Annotated in this window: 18 protein-coding genes; 9 read left to right on the plus strand and 9 right to left on the minus strand. The window is 43.7% G+C overall.

The features are described from left to right. Window positions 1-74 precede the first annotated feature (74 nt). Both AB4351_RS15370 and AB4351_RS15375 read left to right on the plus strand, forming a co-directional pair. A complete protein-coding gene (locus AB4351_RS15370; protein ID WP_009845720.1) occupies window positions 75-374 on the plus strand; it encodes an isoamylase early set domain-containing protein in 300 nt (99 codons plus the stop codon). Between the two features lie 276 nt (window positions 375-650). After that, on the plus strand, window positions 651-1,961 hold the full coding sequence (locus AB4351_RS15375) for a peptidoglycan DD-metalloendopeptidase family protein (RefSeq protein ID WP_372126467.1): 1,311 nt from the start codon (window positions 651-653) through the stop codon (window positions 1,959-1,961). A gap of 106 nt (window positions 1,962-2,067) precedes the next feature. On the opposite strand, the gene AB4351_RS15380 is transcribed toward AB4351_RS15375, so the two are convergent. Beyond that, window positions 2,068-3,912: a putative bifunctional diguanylate cyclase/phosphodiesterase gene (locus AB4351_RS15380; protein ID WP_372126469.1), complete on the minus strand. Its 1,845-nt coding sequence runs from the start codon at window positions 3,910-3,912 to the stop codon at window positions 2,068-2,070. Between the two features lie 142 nt (window positions 3,913-4,054). Next, on the minus strand, window positions 4,055-4,951 hold the full coding sequence (locus AB4351_RS15385; protein WP_017062741.1) for a LysR family transcriptional regulator: 897 nt from the start codon (window positions 4,949-4,951) through the stop codon (window positions 4,055-4,057). A gap of 108 nt (window positions 4,952-5,059) precedes the next feature. On the opposite strand from AB4351_RS15385, the gene AB4351_RS15390 reads away from it, so the two are divergent. The 3 genes from AB4351_RS15390 (at window position 5,060) to AB4351_RS15400 (ending at window position 7,136) form a co-directional block, all read left to right on the plus strand. After that, a complete protein-coding gene (locus AB4351_RS15390) occupies window positions 5,060-6,265 on the plus strand; it encodes a multidrug effflux MFS transporter (protein WP_372126470.1) in 1,206 nt (401 codons plus the stop codon). Window positions 6,266-6,365: 100 nt separating this feature from the next. Continuing rightward, window positions 6,366-6,716, plus strand: coding sequence for a hypothetical protein (locus tag AB4351_RS15395; protein WP_017057980.1), 351 nt, complete (start codon window positions 6,366-6,368; stop codon window positions 6,714-6,716). A 285-nt stretch (window positions 6,717-7,001) separates the two neighbouring features. Then, a complete protein-coding gene (locus AB4351_RS15400) occupies window positions 7,002-7,136 on the plus strand; it encodes a hypothetical protein (protein WP_010431176.1) in 135 nt (44 codons plus the stop codon). A 153-nt stretch (window positions 7,137-7,289) separates the two neighbouring features. Here AB4351_RS15400 and AB4351_RS15405 read toward each other — a convergent pair whose 3' ends face one another. The 3 genes from AB4351_RS15405 to AB4351_RS15415 form a co-directional block, all read right to left on the minus strand. After that, window positions 7,290-7,907: a glutaredoxin domain-containing protein gene (locus AB4351_RS15405; protein ID WP_017062739.1), complete on the minus strand. Its 618-nt coding sequence runs from the start codon at window positions 7,905-7,907 to the stop codon at window positions 7,290-7,292. A gap of 68 nt (window positions 7,908-7,975) precedes the next feature. Beyond that, window positions 7,976-8,866, minus strand: coding sequence for a DMT family transporter (locus tag AB4351_RS15410; RefSeq protein ID WP_017089881.1), 891 nt, complete (start codon window positions 8,864-8,866; stop codon window positions 7,976-7,978). A gap of 155 nt (window positions 8,867-9,021) precedes the next feature. Further along, complete coding sequence (locus tag AB4351_RS15415; RefSeq protein WP_372126472.1) at window positions 9,022-10,020, minus strand: porin; 999 nt, start codon at window positions 10,018-10,020, stop codon at window positions 9,022-9,024. 376 nt (window positions 10,021-10,396) lie between these two features. On the opposite strand from AB4351_RS15415, the gene AB4351_RS15420 reads away from it, so the two are divergent. Further along, window positions 10,397-11,413: a succinylglutamate desuccinylase/aspartoacylase family protein gene (locus AB4351_RS15420; RefSeq protein WP_372126474.1), complete on the plus strand. Its 1,017-nt coding sequence runs from the start codon at window positions 10,397-10,399 to the stop codon at window positions 11,411-11,413. Window positions 11,414-11,727: 314 nt separating this feature from the next. Here AB4351_RS15420 and AB4351_RS15425 read toward each other — a convergent pair whose 3' ends face one another. The 3 genes from AB4351_RS15425 to AB4351_RS15435 form a co-directional block, all read right to left on the minus strand. Further along, a complete protein-coding gene (locus tag AB4351_RS15425; protein WP_372126476.1) occupies window positions 11,728-12,447 on the minus strand; it encodes a DsbA family protein in 720 nt (239 codons plus the stop codon). 127 nt (window positions 12,448-12,574) lie between these two features. Continuing rightward, window positions 12,575-13,144, minus strand: coding sequence for a protein disulfide oxidoreductase (locus AB4351_RS15430; protein ID WP_017064333.1), 570 nt, complete (start codon window positions 13,142-13,144; stop codon window positions 12,575-12,577). Window positions 13,145-13,147: 3 nt separating this feature from the next. After that, window positions 13,148-15,211 carry a protein-disulfide reductase DsbD family protein gene (locus AB4351_RS15435; protein ID WP_372126478.1) on the minus strand — a complete coding sequence of 688 codons (2,064 nt, stop codon included), beginning with the start codon at window positions 15,209-15,211 and terminating at the stop codon, window positions 13,148-13,150. Between the two features lie 195 nt (window positions 15,212-15,406). Here AB4351_RS15435 and AB4351_RS15440 point away from each other — a divergent pair, with 195 nt between their 5' ends. Next, a complete protein-coding gene (locus AB4351_RS15440) occupies window positions 15,407-15,616 on the plus strand; it encodes a hypothetical protein (protein ID WP_371722397.1) in 210 nt (69 codons plus the stop codon). A gap of 516 nt (window positions 15,617-16,132) precedes the next feature. Here AB4351_RS15440 and AB4351_RS15445 read toward each other — a convergent pair. Next, a complete protein-coding gene (locus AB4351_RS15445; protein ID WP_017062732.1) occupies window positions 16,133-16,381 on the minus strand; it encodes a hypothetical protein in 249 nt (82 codons plus the stop codon). A 252-nt stretch (window positions 16,382-16,633) separates the two neighbouring features. Here AB4351_RS15445 and AB4351_RS15450 point away from each other — a divergent pair, with 252 nt between their 5' ends. Beyond that, window positions 16,634-18,238: a mechanosensitive ion channel family protein gene (locus tag AB4351_RS15450; RefSeq protein ID WP_017062731.1), complete on the plus strand. Its 1,605-nt coding sequence runs from the start codon at window positions 16,634-16,636 to the stop codon at window positions 18,236-18,238. Window positions 18,239-18,442: 204 nt separating this feature from the next. Continuing rightward, window positions 18,443-19,276, plus strand: a complete 834-nt coding sequence (locus AB4351_RS15455; RefSeq protein WP_017068390.1) for a regulatory protein RecX — start codon at window positions 18,443-18,445, stop codon at window positions 19,274-19,276. Window positions 19,277-19,405: the final 129 nt, after the last annotated feature.

Genomic DNA, 19,405 nt, shown 5'->3' on the forward strand with positions numbered 1-19,405 from the left:
TATCTTAGTTAGATGAATGAAATTTAGACACAGTTAGCTTTGTGTCCGCTTATTATTACAAATGGAGCTTGCGAATGATTAATAAACGTTTTTTTAAGACGAAAGATGAAGTTGAAGTGACCTTCGAGCTAGAAGCTCAGGAAGCGAACTCTGTATCCATCGTTGCTGACTTTCTTGATTGGAAAGCCACCCCAATGAAAAAACTGGCCAAAGGGAAGGTTTACAAGTTTAAAACTCGTCTACCTAAAGATGGCGAGTTTCAATTCCGCTACCTAGTTGATGACCAACAATGGGTGAACGATGCGAATGCCGATCGTTACATCCCAAATGAATTTGGTGAAGACAACTGCCTAGTGTCGACGGTAAACGCATAATCTTTTCTTAAAACCAGCGACTAATTCGCTTCGTTTATTAATTATTCGAAACGGAATAACGTCAACCAATAGAAAGCAGAAACTAGCCGTTTCTGCTTTTTTATTTTTAAATTTAGCGGTTAATTTTATTTCTTATCTAGTGGCTCTTCATCTACGGCAACTCAATGACTTAGGCTAAGTTGGGAAGATTCACATCATATTATGACAATGCATTGATGATTTATGCGTTTGAAAAGCATATCCTATGCCTTTATATCGTAGAAAGACCTGTTTACCGTGTATTCAAAAATATTTCCCTCTCCGTTTGCTGAGCTTTCACCTGTAAAAAAAGTAGCTATTTTGGGACTGCCACTTATTGCTGCGATTGGTGTTGCTTTGCAATCGTCACAATCGGATCTGACGAAAACGATCGATATTGATTTGCCCGACTCAACCGTTATTGAGTCAATTCTGTCACCATCTTCTGTTACCGTTATTGAGCCGCCGACATTTGAGTATCAAATTCAAACGGGCGATAACTTGAGTAGCATCTTCACTCAGCTTGGATTTTCTTACAAATCGATGATGAGCGTGATGGAAACCGATTTAAACTTCCTTGCGTTAGACACGCTTCGCCCAGGTAACACATTGCGTTTTTGGCGTGATGAAGCGACGGGCGACCTTTCCAAAATGGAACTTCAATTTAGTGTTGCAGATAAAGTGGTTTACCGACTGCTTGAAGATGGTACATACGAGTTTGAAGATATCTCTATTCCGGGCGAGTGGAAGCAAAAACCTTTAGTGGGTGATATTCAAGGCAGCTTCTCTATGTCGGCGAACAAGGTTGGCCTGAATAGTCTTGAGATTGACCATATTGTGACTCTTCTTAAAGACAAGCTGAACTTCAGCCGCGACCTACGTGCTGGCGATCAGTTTGAAGTGCTTCAAAAAGCGCAATATGTTGATGGTGTTGCAACCGGAAAACGTGAAATTGAAGCAATTAAGATCATGAATCGTAACCGCGTTGTGTCAGCATACTTACACACCGACGGACAATATTACGATGCTAATGGCGATAGCCTTCAACGTGCTTTCCAACGTTACCCAGTGAGCAGTAGCTGGCGTCAGAGTTCTCAATTTAACCCTAAACGTCTACACCCTGTGACTGGCCGAGTCTCACCTCACAACGGTACAGATTTCGCGACGCCAATTGGTACGCCAGTTCAAGCGACGGGTGATGGTAAAGTGATCATGACGCGTAAACACCCTTATGCGGGTAACTATGTGGTGATTCAACACGGTAGCACTTATAAAACGCGCTACTTGCACTTAAGCAAGATCCTTGTTCGTAAAGGACAAACGGTATCTCGTGGTCAACGTATTGGCCTATCGGGTAAAACGGGTCGAGTGACAGGTGCTCACTTGCACTATGAACTGATCGAACGTGGTCGCCCTGTTGATGCGATGAAAGCGAATATCCCAATGGCCGATTCTGTGCCTAAAAAGGAAAAAGCGACATTCACAGCCGCGAGAGATGAAGCCGACAAGCTATTGAAGGCAGCGTTAGAAACGCGCAATCTAGCAATGGTTAATAATGCTAGTAAGTAGCTAGCCATTAAACTGTTTTAAAGCCGCAAGAGCATCACAAAGCACAGTCAGTGTTAAGTGATGCTCTTGCGGCTTTTTAGTTCTCAATAGAAGGTTCGGTAAGGGTTTAAACTAAAGGCTCTGAGTGCGCGACATAGCTAACGATAGCTTCAGGTCGCATTGGAGGTGAGTAGAGGTAACCTTGGATCTTGTCACATCCCATCGCGTGCAGCTTTTCTAATTGCTCATGCTTCTCAACACCTTCCGCAACCAAAGATACATCGAGTCTATGGGCCAGTTGAACAATCAGCCATACTACGCTCTCTGAGGTCGAACTAGTTAACAAGTCTCGAATAAAGGTCGCATCAATTTTAATGCAATCGATAGGGTAGCTGTGGATGTAGTTCAAACTGGAGTAGCCTGTACCAAAGTCGTCGAGTGCAATCGTGAAGCCTTGTCCTCTCAGAAAGTTAAGCGCGGATTTTGTCTCTTGTGTTGGCGATAACAGAACGGTTTCGGTTAACTCGATAACAAACTCATTCGCCTTAAAATGGTGCTGTTCAATGGTTCGAGTCAGGTAGGATATATAACGTTTCGAATCAGTAAGCTCGTGCGCAGAGCAGTTGATTCCAAGTTTAACCTTGTAGCCCAAGCCTTGCTCTAGTGTGGTTTTAGCGCGGCACACCAATTCAATAATGCGTTCACCTAATTCGACAATCAGCCCTGACTCTTCTGCCACTTGAATAAACTCTACGGGTGAGATGTCTCCATGTCTGGCGGTTTTCCAGCGAGTCAGTACCTCGAAATATTCCCATTGCGTTTCACCTTGACCCACAATCGGCTGTACCACTACGTACATTCCATTGCTGTCGGGGATATAGCTTTGTGAAATTGGGTTTTCCAGCTCACTTCGTAGCGCTGCGACTAGCTCGGTTTTTCTTTGGTAACGAACTCTTAAGTGAGTGTCATAACATTGAATATGAGTATCTTGGCTGTGTTTACACTCTTTAAGCGCCAAGCTGGTATTGAAGATGATTTGCTCAACGTCTTTGTTGTCTCCATCCGAACTGGCAATACCGATGCTGACGTCGAAATCTATCTTGATATCAACGCTACTGTAGCCCTGCTTAATTTTGGCCAGTATTTGTTCGCACACGGCTATCGGATCAGAATGGTAGGTGATGAAGGCGAACTCGTTGCCAGCAGTCCGGAAAGTCAGGTTGCTTTCAGGTAAAGTTCGGCGCAATATTTCTGCGACAAACTGCAGCACCTTGTCGCCAATATAATTACCGTGCATATCATTAATGGCTTTGAAGCTATTGATATCGAGTAAAGCCAATGTAAAAGGAGTGACGCTCTGTTGAGTAATCGACTCTAAGGTATCTGATAAACAGCTTCGGTTGAGTAACCCGGTTAGGCTGTCGTGTGACACCTCATAACTAAGCTGATTTACAAGTTGTTCGGAACGATCGTTAAACCACATTTCACGCAAGGTGTGGATGATGATGTCGGCGAACAATTGATGGTGCTTTACCACGTCTTGTTGCTGATCAGGGCTAAGAGGCGAGGTGAACGTTGAAAACAGCACGCCCATCACTTCGCCACTTTGAGTTTGAGTCGGGATCGCGATGGAGTTTTGTGAGGTGATTTCCTGCCTAAATGCCGATGTTGGCAATGACTGGACGATGTACTGAGAAAATGAGCAATCTGGGTGTCTTTGATTGACGGCTTGTTGGTAGATGTGACCATGGCGCGCATTGATTTTGTCATGTAATACATGATCAGAATGGGCGATCACCAAAGGAACGGTTTGGTCAGGGAAGTACTTCTTCTCAATGATGCTAGTGTATTGAGTATCAAAGGTCTGATGTAAAGTAAGCACAGCTGACTCTAAAAGGTCGATACCTTCCAATTTCAGCAAACGGCCAATGCGCTCTGTGTCTATCATGCTATTGTGCGTATGTTGAGTCATAGCCACCACCCCTAGTTAACCAGATTCACTGTGTAAGCGGTATACGTATTATCTTGTATATGTGCGAACTTGTATAATCTATATGCGTCAAGTTTATTATTGGCCGTGTTGTATAACTTTTCAAATTAAAATGTGACTTATTTTACAGAGCTTGCGTGCTACGCTCTTTGTCTAGCCTGTCTTTCAGATGGTCCAAAAAGAGCTTGGTTCGCGTGTGCGAGTAATCAAGCTTAGGGTAGTACGCGTAAACCATCACTTCGTCGGCGGTAATATTTGGCAATACTGGAACTAATGTCCCTTGCTTTAGATCCTCTTTGATCATCGCTTTGATGGTTAACAGTACGCCCATTCCTCGCTTCGCAGCATGAAACAAAGCCTCTGGATTGGTGGTCGCAAAGTTACCATTGAGGGTGATGCGTTGCCCTTTGGTGAGTGTGACTTCTCGGGTAGGGCGCTCTCCCCAAATCAAAGAGTTGTGTTGTTCTAAGTCCTGCTCGTTGGCGGGGTAACCATGTTTAGCTAAATAGCTTGGCGCTGCATAGAAGCTGGCTTTGTGTTCAAACAGCGGTGTTTTCTTGAAGCTTAAGGAGTTGAGCTGTTCTAGTTCACGACTGATCACCAGATCTAAGCCCAGTTCAGGTAATTGGCCTGGCGTGGTCGTGATCAGCTGCACCTTAATATCAGGGTATTTTTCTAAGAAGTCGTCCATGTATTGCACCAGAAACTTAGAGCCAACCGCAATCGTAGCGCCAATCTTTAATAGGCCTGCTGGGGTTTGGTTAACCGAGCGAGTCTCATCAATAATGGACTGCCAATTGTCGAGCTGATCCTTGGCTCGCAGGTAAAAGAGCGCACCTGCTTCGGTTTGGCTAATTGATCGCGTGGTGCGCTTTAACAGTTGGGTGCCTATGCGCTCTTCTAGCCAGTTCACTCTTTTGCTGATCGCCGAGCTGGTGGTGTTAAGTTTTCGAGCAGCACCATTGAAGCTACCTTCTTCCACTACTCTGACATAGCTTTTTACGTTAAGAATCCAATCCATATTATTTCCTGTTAGGACTTAATAAAATTCCAATTTAGCTAATTATCAATTATTGGTTTTGAATGTAAACTCATCTAATGAACAAATATCAAACGAATAGGGAATTTTTTGAGCCAATCGACCTTTAAAAAAACGCCGTTACTCTTAGCAATGATGATTATTGCTACGGGGCAGGTGGGTGTGAGCATCTACTTGCCAGCATTGCCGTTAATTGCTTCTGACTTAAGTGCTACTCAAGTAGATGTACAGCTGCTCGTCACGCTGTTTCTGGTGGGTTTTGGCTTGTCTCAGCTATTTTACGGACCAATGTCCGATGCGGTGGGAAGAAGACCTATCTTCTTGTTAGGTCAGGGTGTTTATTTGATTGGTACAGTCGTTTGTGTTGTGTTTTCTGACAATATGACGGCGCTAGAAGTTGGTCGCTTGCTGCAAGGTTTAGGGGCGGGCAGTGCCTCGGTTCTTGGGCGAAGTGTGCTTCGTGACAGCTATGATGGTTCACAGCTTACCAAAGCGTTGTCTTATATCTCGATCACCGCGTCGATTATGCCGATCATCGCGCCTGTATTTGGTGGCTGGATTTCATTCCACCTTGGTTGGCAGGCGGTGTTCCTTTTCGTTCTATTGTATTTACTGGCGATATTCACACTGGGTTACTTCGTGTTGCATGAAACTCTGCCATATGGGAAGAGCCGTTTTGAAATCAGCCAAGTGGTAAAGAACTACGGACGCTTGTTAACGAATCGCCAAGTGATAAGCAGCGCCAGTTATAACTGGATGAGTTATATGGCGAGTTTGGTATCGTTATCTTTATTCCCATTCTTAATGCAAGAGCAATTGGGGCTGACCGCCGCTGAGTATGGTTCATTGATGATTGTCCCTTCGGCAGGCTTACTGATCGGTAGCGTGGCTTTGAACTTGTTCAATCGTAGGTTTAGCACTCCGCAATTGATGAGCCTTGCGATTTTGATTATTTTGGCTTCGGGAACTTGGCTTCTTACTCATGAGTTATCCATCTTTAACTTGGTTTGGGCGTTTACTTGGTTGGCGATAGCGCAAGGTATCTCGTTCCCTCTATCGATCAGTATGTTGTTAGAACCTCATAAGAAGCAAGCGGGCGCAGTATCGGCATTGTCGGGCTCTATTCAGATGTGTTTAGCGGGTTTATTGGGTGGGTATCTAGTAGAGAGTTGGGTCACGACTCATCTACAGTTAGGCGTGTTCTACCTCATTATTGGCGCAGCCATGGGCGGAGTGCTTTGGTCTTCAACCAAAATGAACAACAAAGGCGATACTGTTGAAGTGGAATATAGCTAAACACTAAATTCACTATCGTTTAACGCACCATCGTTAATACGTTGTATTTGTGCTGATGGTTTTCTACAATGCTTCGGTCCATTGAATAGGTAAAAACAAAATGCAGCAAAATGAATTTGAAGTACTGGTAAAAGCTATCTGCGCACTAGATGGCCTGCCTCAAGCGCTTGAGCTATTGAAATCCAATGAGGATACAGAAGTCGCTGAGGCTGCTGCATCACTGACTGGTCAATTTGCACTTGCTGAAGTGGAAGGCGAAAAGCGTATTTACCACGTGACGCTTCAAGAAAATGAACAAGGCGAAGAGCAAGAGTACATCGAACATGTCATGAATGAAGGCGATGACTTAATCAAATTTGCAGCTTGGTTCTTTGAAACGATGTTTGAATTGAAGCAAAAAGACACATACCAAATTGCCGGTAAAACTTACAGACAGCCGAAGCGTAGCTAGGTTTCTAAGTAAAGCATTTTAGAAAGCAGCTCTCTTGAGCTGCTTTTTTTATCAGTGTCTAAATCAATGTCTTGGGTTGTTATTAGGAATGGAGCATTAAGCTCAAACCAGAATTTAGGTTAACTCATTGATATACAAAAACAATGCTGGTTAGCACAGAGACAAAATTAGGCTAATTGCAAATGGATGCTTAATATTGCATTAAAGTGTGATTTGGATCTTGTTTTTGGGCGTTTTAAGTGTAAAATCCGCGCTAAAGAAAGTTGATTATGTGCGGAGATAAGCATGAATTACGAACTAGGCCACGCATACCTTGGTCAAATGGCAGCAAAAAACATGATGCACGAAGCATTGTACGGCACTTCAAAGCCAAAGAAACCATCGTTCTTTAAGCGAATGATGAAGAAAATGGCTAAATAAGCATTTTCAAAAACGGAATTTTAAAAGGCCTTAAACTCGATGAAGTTTAAGGCCTTTTTCGTTTTAGCGATTGGTGAAAGTTATCGCTTTGTTTTGTTGTGGATGGACACAAAAAACACTAATTAAGCTTCTGACTAATGGCTTTTAATGAACTCAGCCAGCAGATTGATTGGATAAGTCGACCACATTATTAGGGATGCTATCTAAGCCATTCTCTTTCATCCACGCTTCTAAGTTATCGGCACCACCGATGTACTTACCATCAAGCCAGATCTGCGGGACGGTGACCGGTGTTTTCTCACCAATGTGTGCTTTTACCTCTGGAATCATACGGTACAAAGCGGCGCTATCTTTTACGACATCGTGGTATTGGTATTCAACACCCGCTTCATCCAGCATTTTCTTCGCTTTAACACAGAATGGGCAGGTCGCCTTACCATAAACGATGTTGCCTTTTAGGCTGTCTCGTTTGGTCCACTCTTTGATCACCGATTGGATTAACACACCGCGATTCAGCGCTTCACCTTGGCTGACCACTTTGCCTTCAACAACAAGGATTGGAGCATGCCAAGAGCCTAGTTTTAGCGGCTCCCACCAGTGAGACAACCAATCTTTCACTTCCAGTTCGACATCGACATCGGCCAACTCATTCTCAAAAGTATCCTTCAGAATGTCTTTGGTAAGGGTACATTCTCCACATGGGATATTAACTTTAAATGGACCCCAACTGCCTGCCCAACGGTATAGTGTAATCTTGACTGGTTTCTTCATGGTTACGGCCTCGTTTGAATTCTCTTATCCATATAGAACGGACTGTTGAACTATTTATTTCACTAACCCTAAACTTTCTTCAGTTTTGACGGCTTTTTCGTTTCCCAGTGCGTTATAAATGCGACTGACGCAATAATAATAGCAGCCCCGAGCCATAAACGACCCGGTGGAACCCAGCTAAATACAATCCAACCTGCTAGGACATTTAGCGGTAATTTTGCGTGGTCAAAAGGTTGTACGAATGAAGCATCAGCGACTGAGTAGGCTTTTACAATTGCCCATTGAGCAAGTGCCGTCATAACACCGATGACAATTAAGATCGCCCAAATCGTACCGCCACTTGGCGTCTGCCAATCTGGCGCAGCAAGTAGGATGTTAAATGGTGTAATCAATAGTAAAAGGTAGACCACCATGGTAGAAGGGCTGTCTTGTGAAGAGAGCTTCTTCACCATAAGTGAGTAGCATGCCCAAAAGAAAGCGGCGCCAATCGGTAGTAGCGTTGCCCAGTTAAAGTCTTCAGCCCACGGCTCTAGAATCACCATCGCACCCACGAAACCTGCTAAGGTCGCGCCCCAGCGAGCAGCTCCAACTTTCTCCTTGAGGAAAAGCCCTGAACCTATGGTTGCAAACAGTGGCGACGTCATGAGAAGGGCAATGCCTTGCCAAATAGGAACTGGGTAAGCCAACGCCCATATCCAAAGTTGAATACCAATTACCGATAAAAACACACGGAATACATGCAATTTGAGGTTGTCTGTTTTTAGCGCGCGGCGAATGCCCAGCGTTTTCAGATAAGGAAGAATAGCGAACAACGCGATGGCGTATTGAATGACGGCAACGGTAGTAGAAGTAAGTCCGAAATGAATGCTAGCGATTTGAGTTAGGCTGTTAATGACGGCAAAGGCTAGGCCTGCGGTTAGCATCCAGCTAGCGCCTTGGATCGGATGGTGTTGTGACATGATGCTTCTAATTATTTGATGTGGTACACCTATGATACGGATTTAGCACCACTTAACCAGAAAAAGCATTGATGAAGTCAGTCAGAATATTTGAATATGAAAAAAGGTTGAGCTATTGCCCAACCTTTTTGGTCTTCATCTAAAGTAGCTTTAGATTAGAAGTCGTAGCGTACACCTAGGCGAAGAGAGTCTTCACTTTGTGTTTCTAAACCTGCAACTTTTACGTCGTCTAGATTGTTTAATTGGTAAGCAACGTATGTACGGATAGATTTGTTGAACTTGTAAGTACCAGTCAGCTCAAAGAAGTCAGCTGTGTCTTCAGTTAAGTTCTGTGTCGCGTCTTTTTCTTGTTTTTGGTACAAACCTGCCAGTTCAAATTGGTCTGTTAGCTTGTATTTAGCAGCAACTTCCACACCAGAGAACTCAGTTTTTGCTTTGTCGTCTAGGTCACCCATTGTGTAGGTTGCACCTAGGTATAAAGCATCCATTTTGTAGTTAATACCAGCAATCAATGCTGTAGCTGAACCATTACCAGTACCGTTGTCGTTACCTGAGTAACCAAGACCGAAACCTAAGCCCATCGGTAGTGTGTAAATGCCAGAGATACCGTAACCGCCAGTATCTTTGTCTTCACCAGCAATCAAACTTGCTTTAAGAGAAAGTGCGTCTGCGTCGTAAGCGTATACAAACGTGTTATTGATTTGCTCGTCACCTGCATTGATGAATGCTTTTTGGTCACCAGAGTAGATAGTAACATCCGACATTTCTGAGATTTGAGCTGCAGCTGTATCTTGACGACCTACTGATACTGCGCCGAAGTTACCTTCAAAACCTGCATACATGTAACGTTGCTTAAAGTTGTCAGTTTCATCATTGTCAGCTGAAGAATTTACGCCTTGTTCTGCTTCGTAGAAACCAAAACCAGATAGGTCGCTAGTGATTTCTGTAGTACCGCCAACATTTAAACGTACACGGCTTTTATTTTTCATTGTTCCGTCGATTTCTTTACCGCCTGAACCAATGAAATCACCACGGAATTCCGCACGACCGCCAATTTTAAGTTCTGTACCGTCAGAGCTGTAAACTGTTGCTGCTAGAGATGAACCTGAAACTAGTGCCGCTACCACTGCAGAAGCTAGAACTGCCTTTTTCATAATCACTTACCTTGTATTTTAAAATCCGTGAGCAATGTGCTCTCCGTTTCGATATGAAGCTAATTTAGAGCAGATAAATTAAGCTTTCATTTCCATAAAATTACATTTTCGTGAATGGGGAACTTTTTTAAGTGTTGATTTTATTGCACTTTTATTTCATGCGACTGAGTGTTCTATGAATAGTTATACAAGTTGCGTGTATTTCAAAGGTCACATTAGCAAGTTTTACCTTGCAATCACGTATGTCGATGGTGGTGAATTTTGGCTGCGCTGAGAGCTTGTTAATCTGATTAACTGCTTGTACTGGTAAGGATATCCTCTATGATGCAAAAACTTAGAAGAGAATAGATTCTGCTCAACAATATGGAGACGTTGGATGAAAACAGAGTACTTAGGCGATGTTTTACAAGGTAGGCAGGTTATTGGCTCCTTGAATGTTGAAGACCTACCCGTTGGAGAGCACCAGTTTTGGTTTCAAGTCACCAGTGATGGGCTAGGGCAACCTAAGAACATGCCGGTTTCTGTTTTCAAAGGCAGTCAAGAAGGTCCTAGTTTGATGATCACCGCCGGTATTCACGGTGATGAGCTAAACGGAGTGTTGGCTGCACAGCAAATTATCAGGGACTTAGTCGGTAAAACGCTCAAAGGCACGGTAACGATTGTACCTACTGTGAATCTGTCTGGCTTGCTGAACCATAGCCGTGATTTCATCTCTTCGGATCCGGGTTCTTGCCCTGCTAATCTTAATCGACTCTTTCCGGGTGACGCGAATGGCTTGGCTGCGGAGCGCTTTGTTGCGTCTTTGTGGGAGCGTTTGCTTAAGCATAATGCCACCTTCGCCGTTGACCTCCACACTCAAACTCGTGGCGCAGTTTATCCACTTTATGTGTTTGCTGATTACCGCATAGAACAATGTTTGGAGATGGCGAGGCTGATGCAGCCCGATTGTGTTCTGAATGACCCTGGTGACCCAGGTATTTTGGAAACGGTTTGGAATCGAAGTGGAATTCCGAGCATCACGGTGGAAGTTGGGATGGGGAAATTTACTCAGCCTGACATGATTCAACGAGCGGTAGACGGTGTTTTTAACATGCTATCTTATTATGGAATGTTCGAGGTTGAAATAAATCATCCCGAGAAAATGCAGCTGCCAAGTATGGACTGGATAGAAGGCAACAACGTCGTGTCTATACGCGCCGACATAGGTGGCTTTGTGTTGACTCAGGTCGAGCTTTTGCAAAGTGTCGAACAAGATGATCTGCTCGCCATCCAATATGATGCGTTCGGTAATGAGTGTCGCCGTTATCACGCGCCGTCTGCCGGACGTGTCCTTAGCTATAACGTGGATGCGCTAAGGGAGCCGGGTGCGCTTGTTTGTCGCTTGCTGAGTTAAGGCTCAGTCGGTTGGACGTTTCCGTGTTAATGCACTGTGTTGTTATCTAAAACACGTAAAAAAAGACCGAGCTAGGCTCGGTCAAAGGACAGTTGTCTAGAGTAAGCACGTCTTGGACTCATCGAGAGAACTGCTTTTAGAGTAGCGAGGCTAGATTAAGAATCCATTGCAAGATAGTGACACTTCGACTGCTTTTCTATTTCAAAAATAATATTGAAAACATTATCTTAAACTCATCAAAAACCCGACTGCGAGTTACGCGAGTCGGCTTTTTATTACTTCTCTTTTGAATCTTTATCTCTATCTACACTCGATTAAAAAGCGTCATCCACGACCTCTTTTAATCGGTCGTAAGGCACATATCCTGGTAAAACATTTCCGTTCATCATCATGGTTGGAGTGCCCGTTAAGCCGAGTGCACTGAACGTTTGATGGTTAGTGGTTAGAACCTGGTTTTGTTCTTGAGTTGTTTTTAGTTCCGCCTCTGTTCCCGTCTTCTTGGCAACGGCTTCTAGTGAGCTTTTCGAGTGAATACCGCTTTTCGCCATCAGCAATCTATCAACTTCAGGGAATGCTTCTGGGTTATCTTTCCATACTTTCATCGCGTATAGCGCCGCGTTGGTGTCTAGCCCCGCAACTTGTTGTTGCTTAAACGATAAGTACACGTTGATCACTTTAATGTCGCTGTTTTCAGAGGCTAATTGAACCAAGCCTTTTTCCAAGCGCTTACAGTAAGGGCAGTTATAGTCGGTAAAGTTAATGATGACCGATTTACCATCTGGATTGCCAAGGATCGGGTGAGCGTCATTGTTGTATAACCAATCATGGCTTTCCGCTTGGGCTTTCTTCGCTTGCTCTTGACCTCCTACGTACTGCTCTAAACTGGTATGCAATCCAGAGATCGTCGATGGGTTTTCCTTCAGGAATTGATTAATTTCTTCAAGTTGTTGAGTTTGTTCTTTGTTTAATTCTGCGAAGGCATTAGTACTCATTAATGAGCCTAAAATCAGTGCGCTTATCAGATGCTTTTTCATATTGTCTTTTCTCTAATTCGTGATAATCGTGAGCGCTTATTAGGTTGCGCTCACATTAATATTGTTTGTTAAACTGGCTGAGTCGGTTTATTTACTTAGCTTTGCTCTGTTTTTCTTTGTGAGCGATTTAGGCAAAGTAGGTTCTTAACCACAGGCCGATAGGGGATGTAACGCCGGTTGCGATACTGCTAATCTTTCCATCTTTGATGATGACAATACTTGGCGTGACATTAACGCCCCAACTTCTGCTGATTGACCCAGAAAGATCATTGATAACAGGGAAGTCATACTCTTTTGCATCCAAGTATCGCTGGACACGTTCGTCTGGACCAGACGATAGAGCGACCGAAACCACCTGATGGGAATCACTGAAGCTATTAACCGTCGGGCTTACAAATTTGCAGGCACCACACCAAGTCGCCCAAAAATAGACAATGACTGGCTTACCATTTTTGCTTAGCTCGATAACATCAATATCTTCGCCTTGGAGCGATTGACCCACAATTGGAATCGCATCGCCCTGAGGCATGCTTCTGCTGTGATAAAAGTCCATGGCAAATGAAACCACGCCAACGATCAATATCATTGAAACCAGTTCCTTTCCCCACTTCTTAAGACGACTTGGCTTTTTGGCCTCACCCTTTACAGCGTCGTCTTCAATCGTGCTAGATTTATCTTCATTGTTGGGAGTCTTCATCAGTTATCTCGCAGCGTCGATGGCTTGAACGACAGTGTCACTGTTGAGAATGACAGGCATTGGAATACCGCTTTTATAGCTCGGACCGTAGACGATATTAAATGGCACACCAAATCGCCCATTACTTTGTAAGTATTGAGTGACACTTTCGCTTGGTGTTGTCCAATCACCTTTCATCAAAACAATGTCTTCTTGCTGTAGGTGGCTGTAGACAGGGTCTTGAAGGATGACGCCGATCTTGTTGGCTTTACAAGTGATACACCAATCAGCAGTTACATCAACAAACACCGTTTTGCCTTGATCAACGAGCTGAGGGATTTGCTTCGCATCCAGCTTTTGCCAAGCGAGATCGTCAACAATCGGAGTCGCCCAGTTATCAGCGGTGACACTACCGACGATCAATGCAGCACCAAATACCAAGGTTGTGGTTGCCATGATAGGAATCAGTACCTTGCGCCCTAACTTCATGCCAATCCAAATTAGCACTGAAATGACGATAAACAGTGACAACAAGATGGTTGGGAACTTGCCAATGAATGGGCTCAGTAGGCTTGTTAACCACAGGCTGGTGATGAACATCATTAAGCCGAACACCAACTTAACTTTGAACATCCAAGCGCCCGGTTTTGGTAACAATTTAGTTAGGCTTGGGAATAAGGCGAAAATCAACCAAGGTGCGCTCATACCAATACCAAGCGCGATGAAGATAGCCCACAACTCTTGGTAGCTTGCTCCAAGTGCATAAGCAACCGCAGTGCCAAGGAATGGCGCGCTACACGGCGTTGCTAACAGCGTTGCAAACATGCCTTGAACAAAGTGGCCTGAATGTGAGTCATCGCCTTTGGTTGCCATCCAAGTGTTTAAGCCTGATGGTAGTCTGAATTCGAATAACCCAAGCAGGTTAATTGAGAACAGCAAAGTGATGATCAGCATGAATCCGATGAACCAAACATTTTGGAATTGGATTCCCCAACCAATCGCATTACCACCCATTTTTAGAGCGGTCATACCTAGGGCTAACAGCGCAAATGATGTAATGACACCTGAAGCAGAAGCTAAGAATGAGAGTCGAATATGACGATTAGATGCACCTTGGTTTTGAATGATGCTGTTTAATTTCATTCCTAATACTGGTAACACACATGGCATGATGTTGAGGATCAAACCACCAATTAAAGCAAAGCCAATCATTGCTAGAAAGCCGTTGTTGCTTGTTTGGTAAGCGATCGGTTCTGAGCCAACTTGAGCCGTCATCTCTTCGGCAAAATTAGTGTCTGAAACGGTGACACTAACGGTGCGATCCGTTAAGTCGACTTCGCCTATCCAGTTGCTAACATCAAATACGGCCGTCATTGTATTGTCTGTGATGTGGACGCTTGGTTGAGAGAAGAAGTCATCAATCACTTCTTGCCCGTCAATCAACACCATCGGCTTATCCCAGCCATCTTTACTTGTCAGCTGAGTAACCAGTTGTTGCTTGCTCTTGTCCCAAAATAGACCATTGACTGAAGTGCGATTAGCTTCTCGTGGAGATTGGCTCATGCCTTGGTTGAACAAGAACATCGCTTCTTCATCGAGCGCTAAGGTTTGTGGGTCAATCGGCAGTTCGATATCGTAATCGGTTAACACACAGATATTGGTACACGACGGAAAGGTAAACGACGCCCTAAATATTGCAGGCTTCGTGTTGTCTTTCAGGGTTAACGTGACAGGAAAGCTGACATGCTTTTTGTAGCCTAACGTCATGACGTCAAGCTGCTCGTAGTACTTAGGTATCGGCCAGTGCCACTCTACTGACTCAATGTTTGTTGAACCAGACCAGTCCCAGCTTGGCGGAATACCACCTTCGCCTGGGCTGCGCCAATAGGTTTTCCAGTCGCCGTCGAGCACGACATCGAGCACGGTTTGGATCTTAGAGCCGTCATCCGACTGTTCACCTGTCGACATCATTCGCATTTTTACAGGCGGATGCTCAGGCACACTAAGCCAGCCCGTTGTCTGTGCCAAGGCGGTAAATGACGTCATAACCAAAAGGGCAGTGACTAAGGTTTTCGCGCATGTACGCATAGAGAATGCCAATGAATCGACAAACTTAGTTAGTAGTGTGTTGTACACAAATGTATCTCCAAAAAATAAATAAAAGGGTGTAGTAGCCCGGTTATTTACTCTCTAAATATACAGTGCTTTAGATGCAATCGGTGTTTTGTCGGTCGAGTAGAGCGATGATTGTCTCCGGATAATCTCGAGATGTGCGGAGATAAGTTGAATGCAACAGCAATCATCAGAACGAAAGGGATCAGCCAGCCCGTTTTAGGTGCGGCAAAGGTCAGCATTTTCGAACTTAGGCTGCATGAATTTGAATTGGGGGACGTTAACATTTTTGAGGCTTCTAAGCCGAAAACGCTGGCGTATAGAGCAGCCATTTTTTCTGAAGAAGCGATGTTGGTTTGGGGATTACTGGTTTCTGTATGAGTTTGTGCGCCAACTAGGACTGATTGGCCATTAGCGGATGCAGATAACGATACTTTCTTGACGGCCAGAGTGCTCGCCAGACAAGTTACGATAACCAGTCCGGTAAGGAAGAGCGCCCAAAGCGAATGCTTTTGTCGGCGGTTCTGTGTGGATAAGAAAAGTAGCGATGTGTTCAGCAAATTAGTCAGTAATCAAATCTGTTAGTCGTTAAAGCAAGCTCATTGAATTGTGGTTAGCTTAGATAAGTTCTCTTCGTGCCACAAGTCATAAAATGGTTAAAGTGAAACTATGTATAAATGCGGGAAACGGCAGATACACGATAAAAGACGCATAAACACCAATTCACGCGAATACTACATTGAGCTGTAGCTAAAGTTCACAACAACTGAAAGTTATCGCTAATTATTCTGTATTGAGTGGTTTATTAACTATCAGGACGGGACAGGCGATACAAAAAAGCCCAACAGATCGTCAGTGAACGTGTTGGGCTTTAATCATTGGTGCTATTGGAAAGGCTTAGTGAGTGCGGCGAGGGCCGTTACGTACCAAATCTTTACCGTTATCAAACACCTCTTTGGTGATCCAGCGAGCAAGCAGAACTTTATGGCTGCTATTGAATACAGCAACGAAGTGACGACCATCTGAATTATTGGTTGCCATGCCTACCCCTTCAACCCCTTCAAGGCCTAAACCGCCAGCTTCCACTGAAATTAGGAATTGCTCTAGTTCTTCTAGAGACTCAATAATATCAAGTTCGTTGTTCATTTTTATGATCTCTTGCTGTGAGCCAACATCCTATTTAAGGCGCTTTAGTGCATGTGCCAGAATGAAGATATTGGTCGTTGTTCTTTGTTGGATGCGTACTCTACAGGTCATAAGAGGGGATTGGAACTCTCAAATATTAGAAGAAGGCTGATAATTTGCGAATTTTTAGCATAACATACGTTTAAATGCTTGTTATCCATATTCTTTTTACTACTATTTATAGGGTCAATTTAGACAGTGATAGGAATTAATATGATGAAGGTTTGGCGTTGTCTATTGTTAATGTTGGCGTTTGTCGCATTTGGAAGTTATGCGCAGAGCGTTGAGAAAATCGCAGAAGTACAAGATCAGTTAATGCTCGATCTAGCAACATTAGAAACGGCGCATGATGCTGAAAAACCCTTTCTTGAAGATATCTTAAGGCGTAAGAACCAGGGCTTACGCGAAGAGATTTTTTCACAGCTATCGTCAGATAAAAAAGAGGGGCTGGATGTCACTCTTGCTCAGCAGGTCGAACTGCTACAAAAATTGCTGTCGTTGAATGAAACTAAAATCGTTTCAATGAGTAAAGAAAACCGTTCAGCTGAAGGTGACGCTAAAAAACGCCTTGAATTGCGTATTCAAAAACGAATCGGAATGATGGATGTCTATTATCAGCAGCTTGCTAAGACATTAGATTGGTCGAAAGAGCGTGATGTTGATGTTGCGGTTCCTGAAGGTGAGCTCAAAACGGCACTTGTTTCTCGTTCTCAATATCTTACTAATGCAATTCTATACACGGATACACAACGTCAAGATTTAGAACGCCGGTTATCTTATGTAAGTGAAGAAGAGAAAGCGACGATTAAAACTGAGCTTGAACGCTTCAGTGAGCGAACCAGTGTCATGGTGGCGAGCTTAGAAGAAACCATCACGCTAATGGAACCGTTTGGCGTGGATGTGACTTCGTACAAACGTGTTTTGCTAGCGACGACAGGTGACATTAACGCCGATGTGTTGGATGTTGATGTTGCACTGGAGCTGTTGGATGGTTGGCTTCGTTCGTTCAGTTCATGGGCTTTTGAAAATACCCCTTCTTTTATCGTTAAACTTGCTCTGTTTCTCGGTATTTTGTATGTAACTCGCCTTATTGCTAACGTGGCTCGCAAAACCGTTCGTAAGAGTGTTTCGCACTCTAAAATGGACTTCAGTGTATTGATGCAGGACTTCTTTGTATCCATCGCATCTAAAGCGGTCGTGTTTATTGGTTTGCTTATCGCACTGTCTCAAATAGGGATAGAGCTAGCACCTCTTCTTACTGGTTTCGGTGTAGCCGGTGTCATCATTGGTTTCGCATTGCAAGACACACTATCTAACTTTGCATCGGGTTTGATGATCTTGATCTACCGTCCTTATGACGTCGGTGACATGGTTAAAGTGGCAGGCGTGCAAGGCACGGTAAAAGACATGAGCTTAGTATCGACGACTGTTCAAACCATTGATAACCAACGCTTGGTGATCCCAAACAACAAGATTTGGGGTGACGTGATCAACAACATCACGGCAGAACGTGTAAGACGTGTTGATATGGTTTTCGGTATTGGTTATTCAGATGATATCGATAAAGCGAAAGCGGTATTGAACGACATCATTCTTGCACACCCTCTAGTGTTGAAAAAACCAGAGCATATGATCAAGCTTCATACCTTGAATACGTCTTCTGTTGATTTCGTAGTACGACCTTGGGTTAAGACTGATGACTATTGGGATGTGTACTGGGATGTAACGGAAACCGTGAAGAAACGCTTCGATGAAGAAGGCATCACGATTCCATTCCCTCAACGAGATGTACATATTTACAATCACGAAGAGAACTAAACGAAAGATCTAGTATGAAAAGCTATTACGAAAAAGCTAAGCATGGCTTAGAGCCATCATTCTTAATGTGATATCAAATGGACGCTGAACAAGCGTCCATTTTTATTGGTTGCCGCTTATGTTGAGCTTCATTCTTTTATGTCACTCAACCACCTTAGAATTACGTTATGATGGGGTAGGCTTAATCTGGAAAGTTGAAATCGAATGGACGATTCACAGCAAAAAACGAATACTAGAAATACAACGGTAAGAAAAGCGACGCGAATTGAAAGTGTTATGAACTCTGCGATGTGGCATTTAACTCAGAGAGACATGACGGAAAGCGAGTTAGTGGCGAAGCTCAAAGTGAAAACCGACAATCAAGAATGGATCGATGAAACTCTAGGGACATTGAAAGGCTTCGGGTATCTCAAGTCTGACCAAGTGTTTGCAGAACAATTCGTGGAACAAGCTTTCTCTGGTGAATTCGGTTCTCGATACATTGTCGAAAAACTGAAGAAGAAGGGGCTGACCGATTCAGTGATTTCTGATGCAATCCATAAAGTGTCGTTCGAAAAGTCTATTGATGAACAAACCATCTTGATAGACCGAATCAACCACTACTATTCAAGCTTTACCATGAGCCGTGAAAAGCTGGTTGCGACACTGCAAAAGCGTGGCTTTAGCTATCAACAAGTTAAGGTAGCGATTGACCAGCACCCACAAGCGCATCAACTGAAAAGTAACATTCAAATTAAGGCCGAGAAAGCCGATTTGGAAAAAGAGGTGCTCAAGTATGCTCGTAAAGGCAAGGGCCTGACCGCCATTCAGCAAGAACTTAGACAACGACAAATCGACACAAGTGAACTGTCATCGCTCATCGACCGATTGATTAATGAAGAGCAGCTAGATTTCTATTCTTCGTGTTTAGAACAGTTGCAGAAGAAGTCTTATGACCTAAACGATCATAAAGAACGCTCCAAGGCTTACGCGATGCTAAGTCGAAAGGGGTTCTCTTCAGACGAGATCAAATTTGCATTGAGTGAAGATAACGAATAACTAAGCCGGAAAAATTTCCTATTGTAGTATGTTGGTTTGTCCTAAGTAACTATTGGACAAAAATCATTTAGATTATTTACTTAAATCGAGAGTCATCGGATTAGTTCAGGGGCTCTTCTCCGCTTAGAT

It is taken from the genome of Vibrio sp. 10N.261.51.F11 (assembly GCF_041471665.1).
In the GTDB taxonomy this organism is placed as follows: Bacteria; Pseudomonadota; Gammaproteobacteria; order Enterobacterales; family Vibrionaceae; genus Vibrio; species Vibrio crassostreae_C.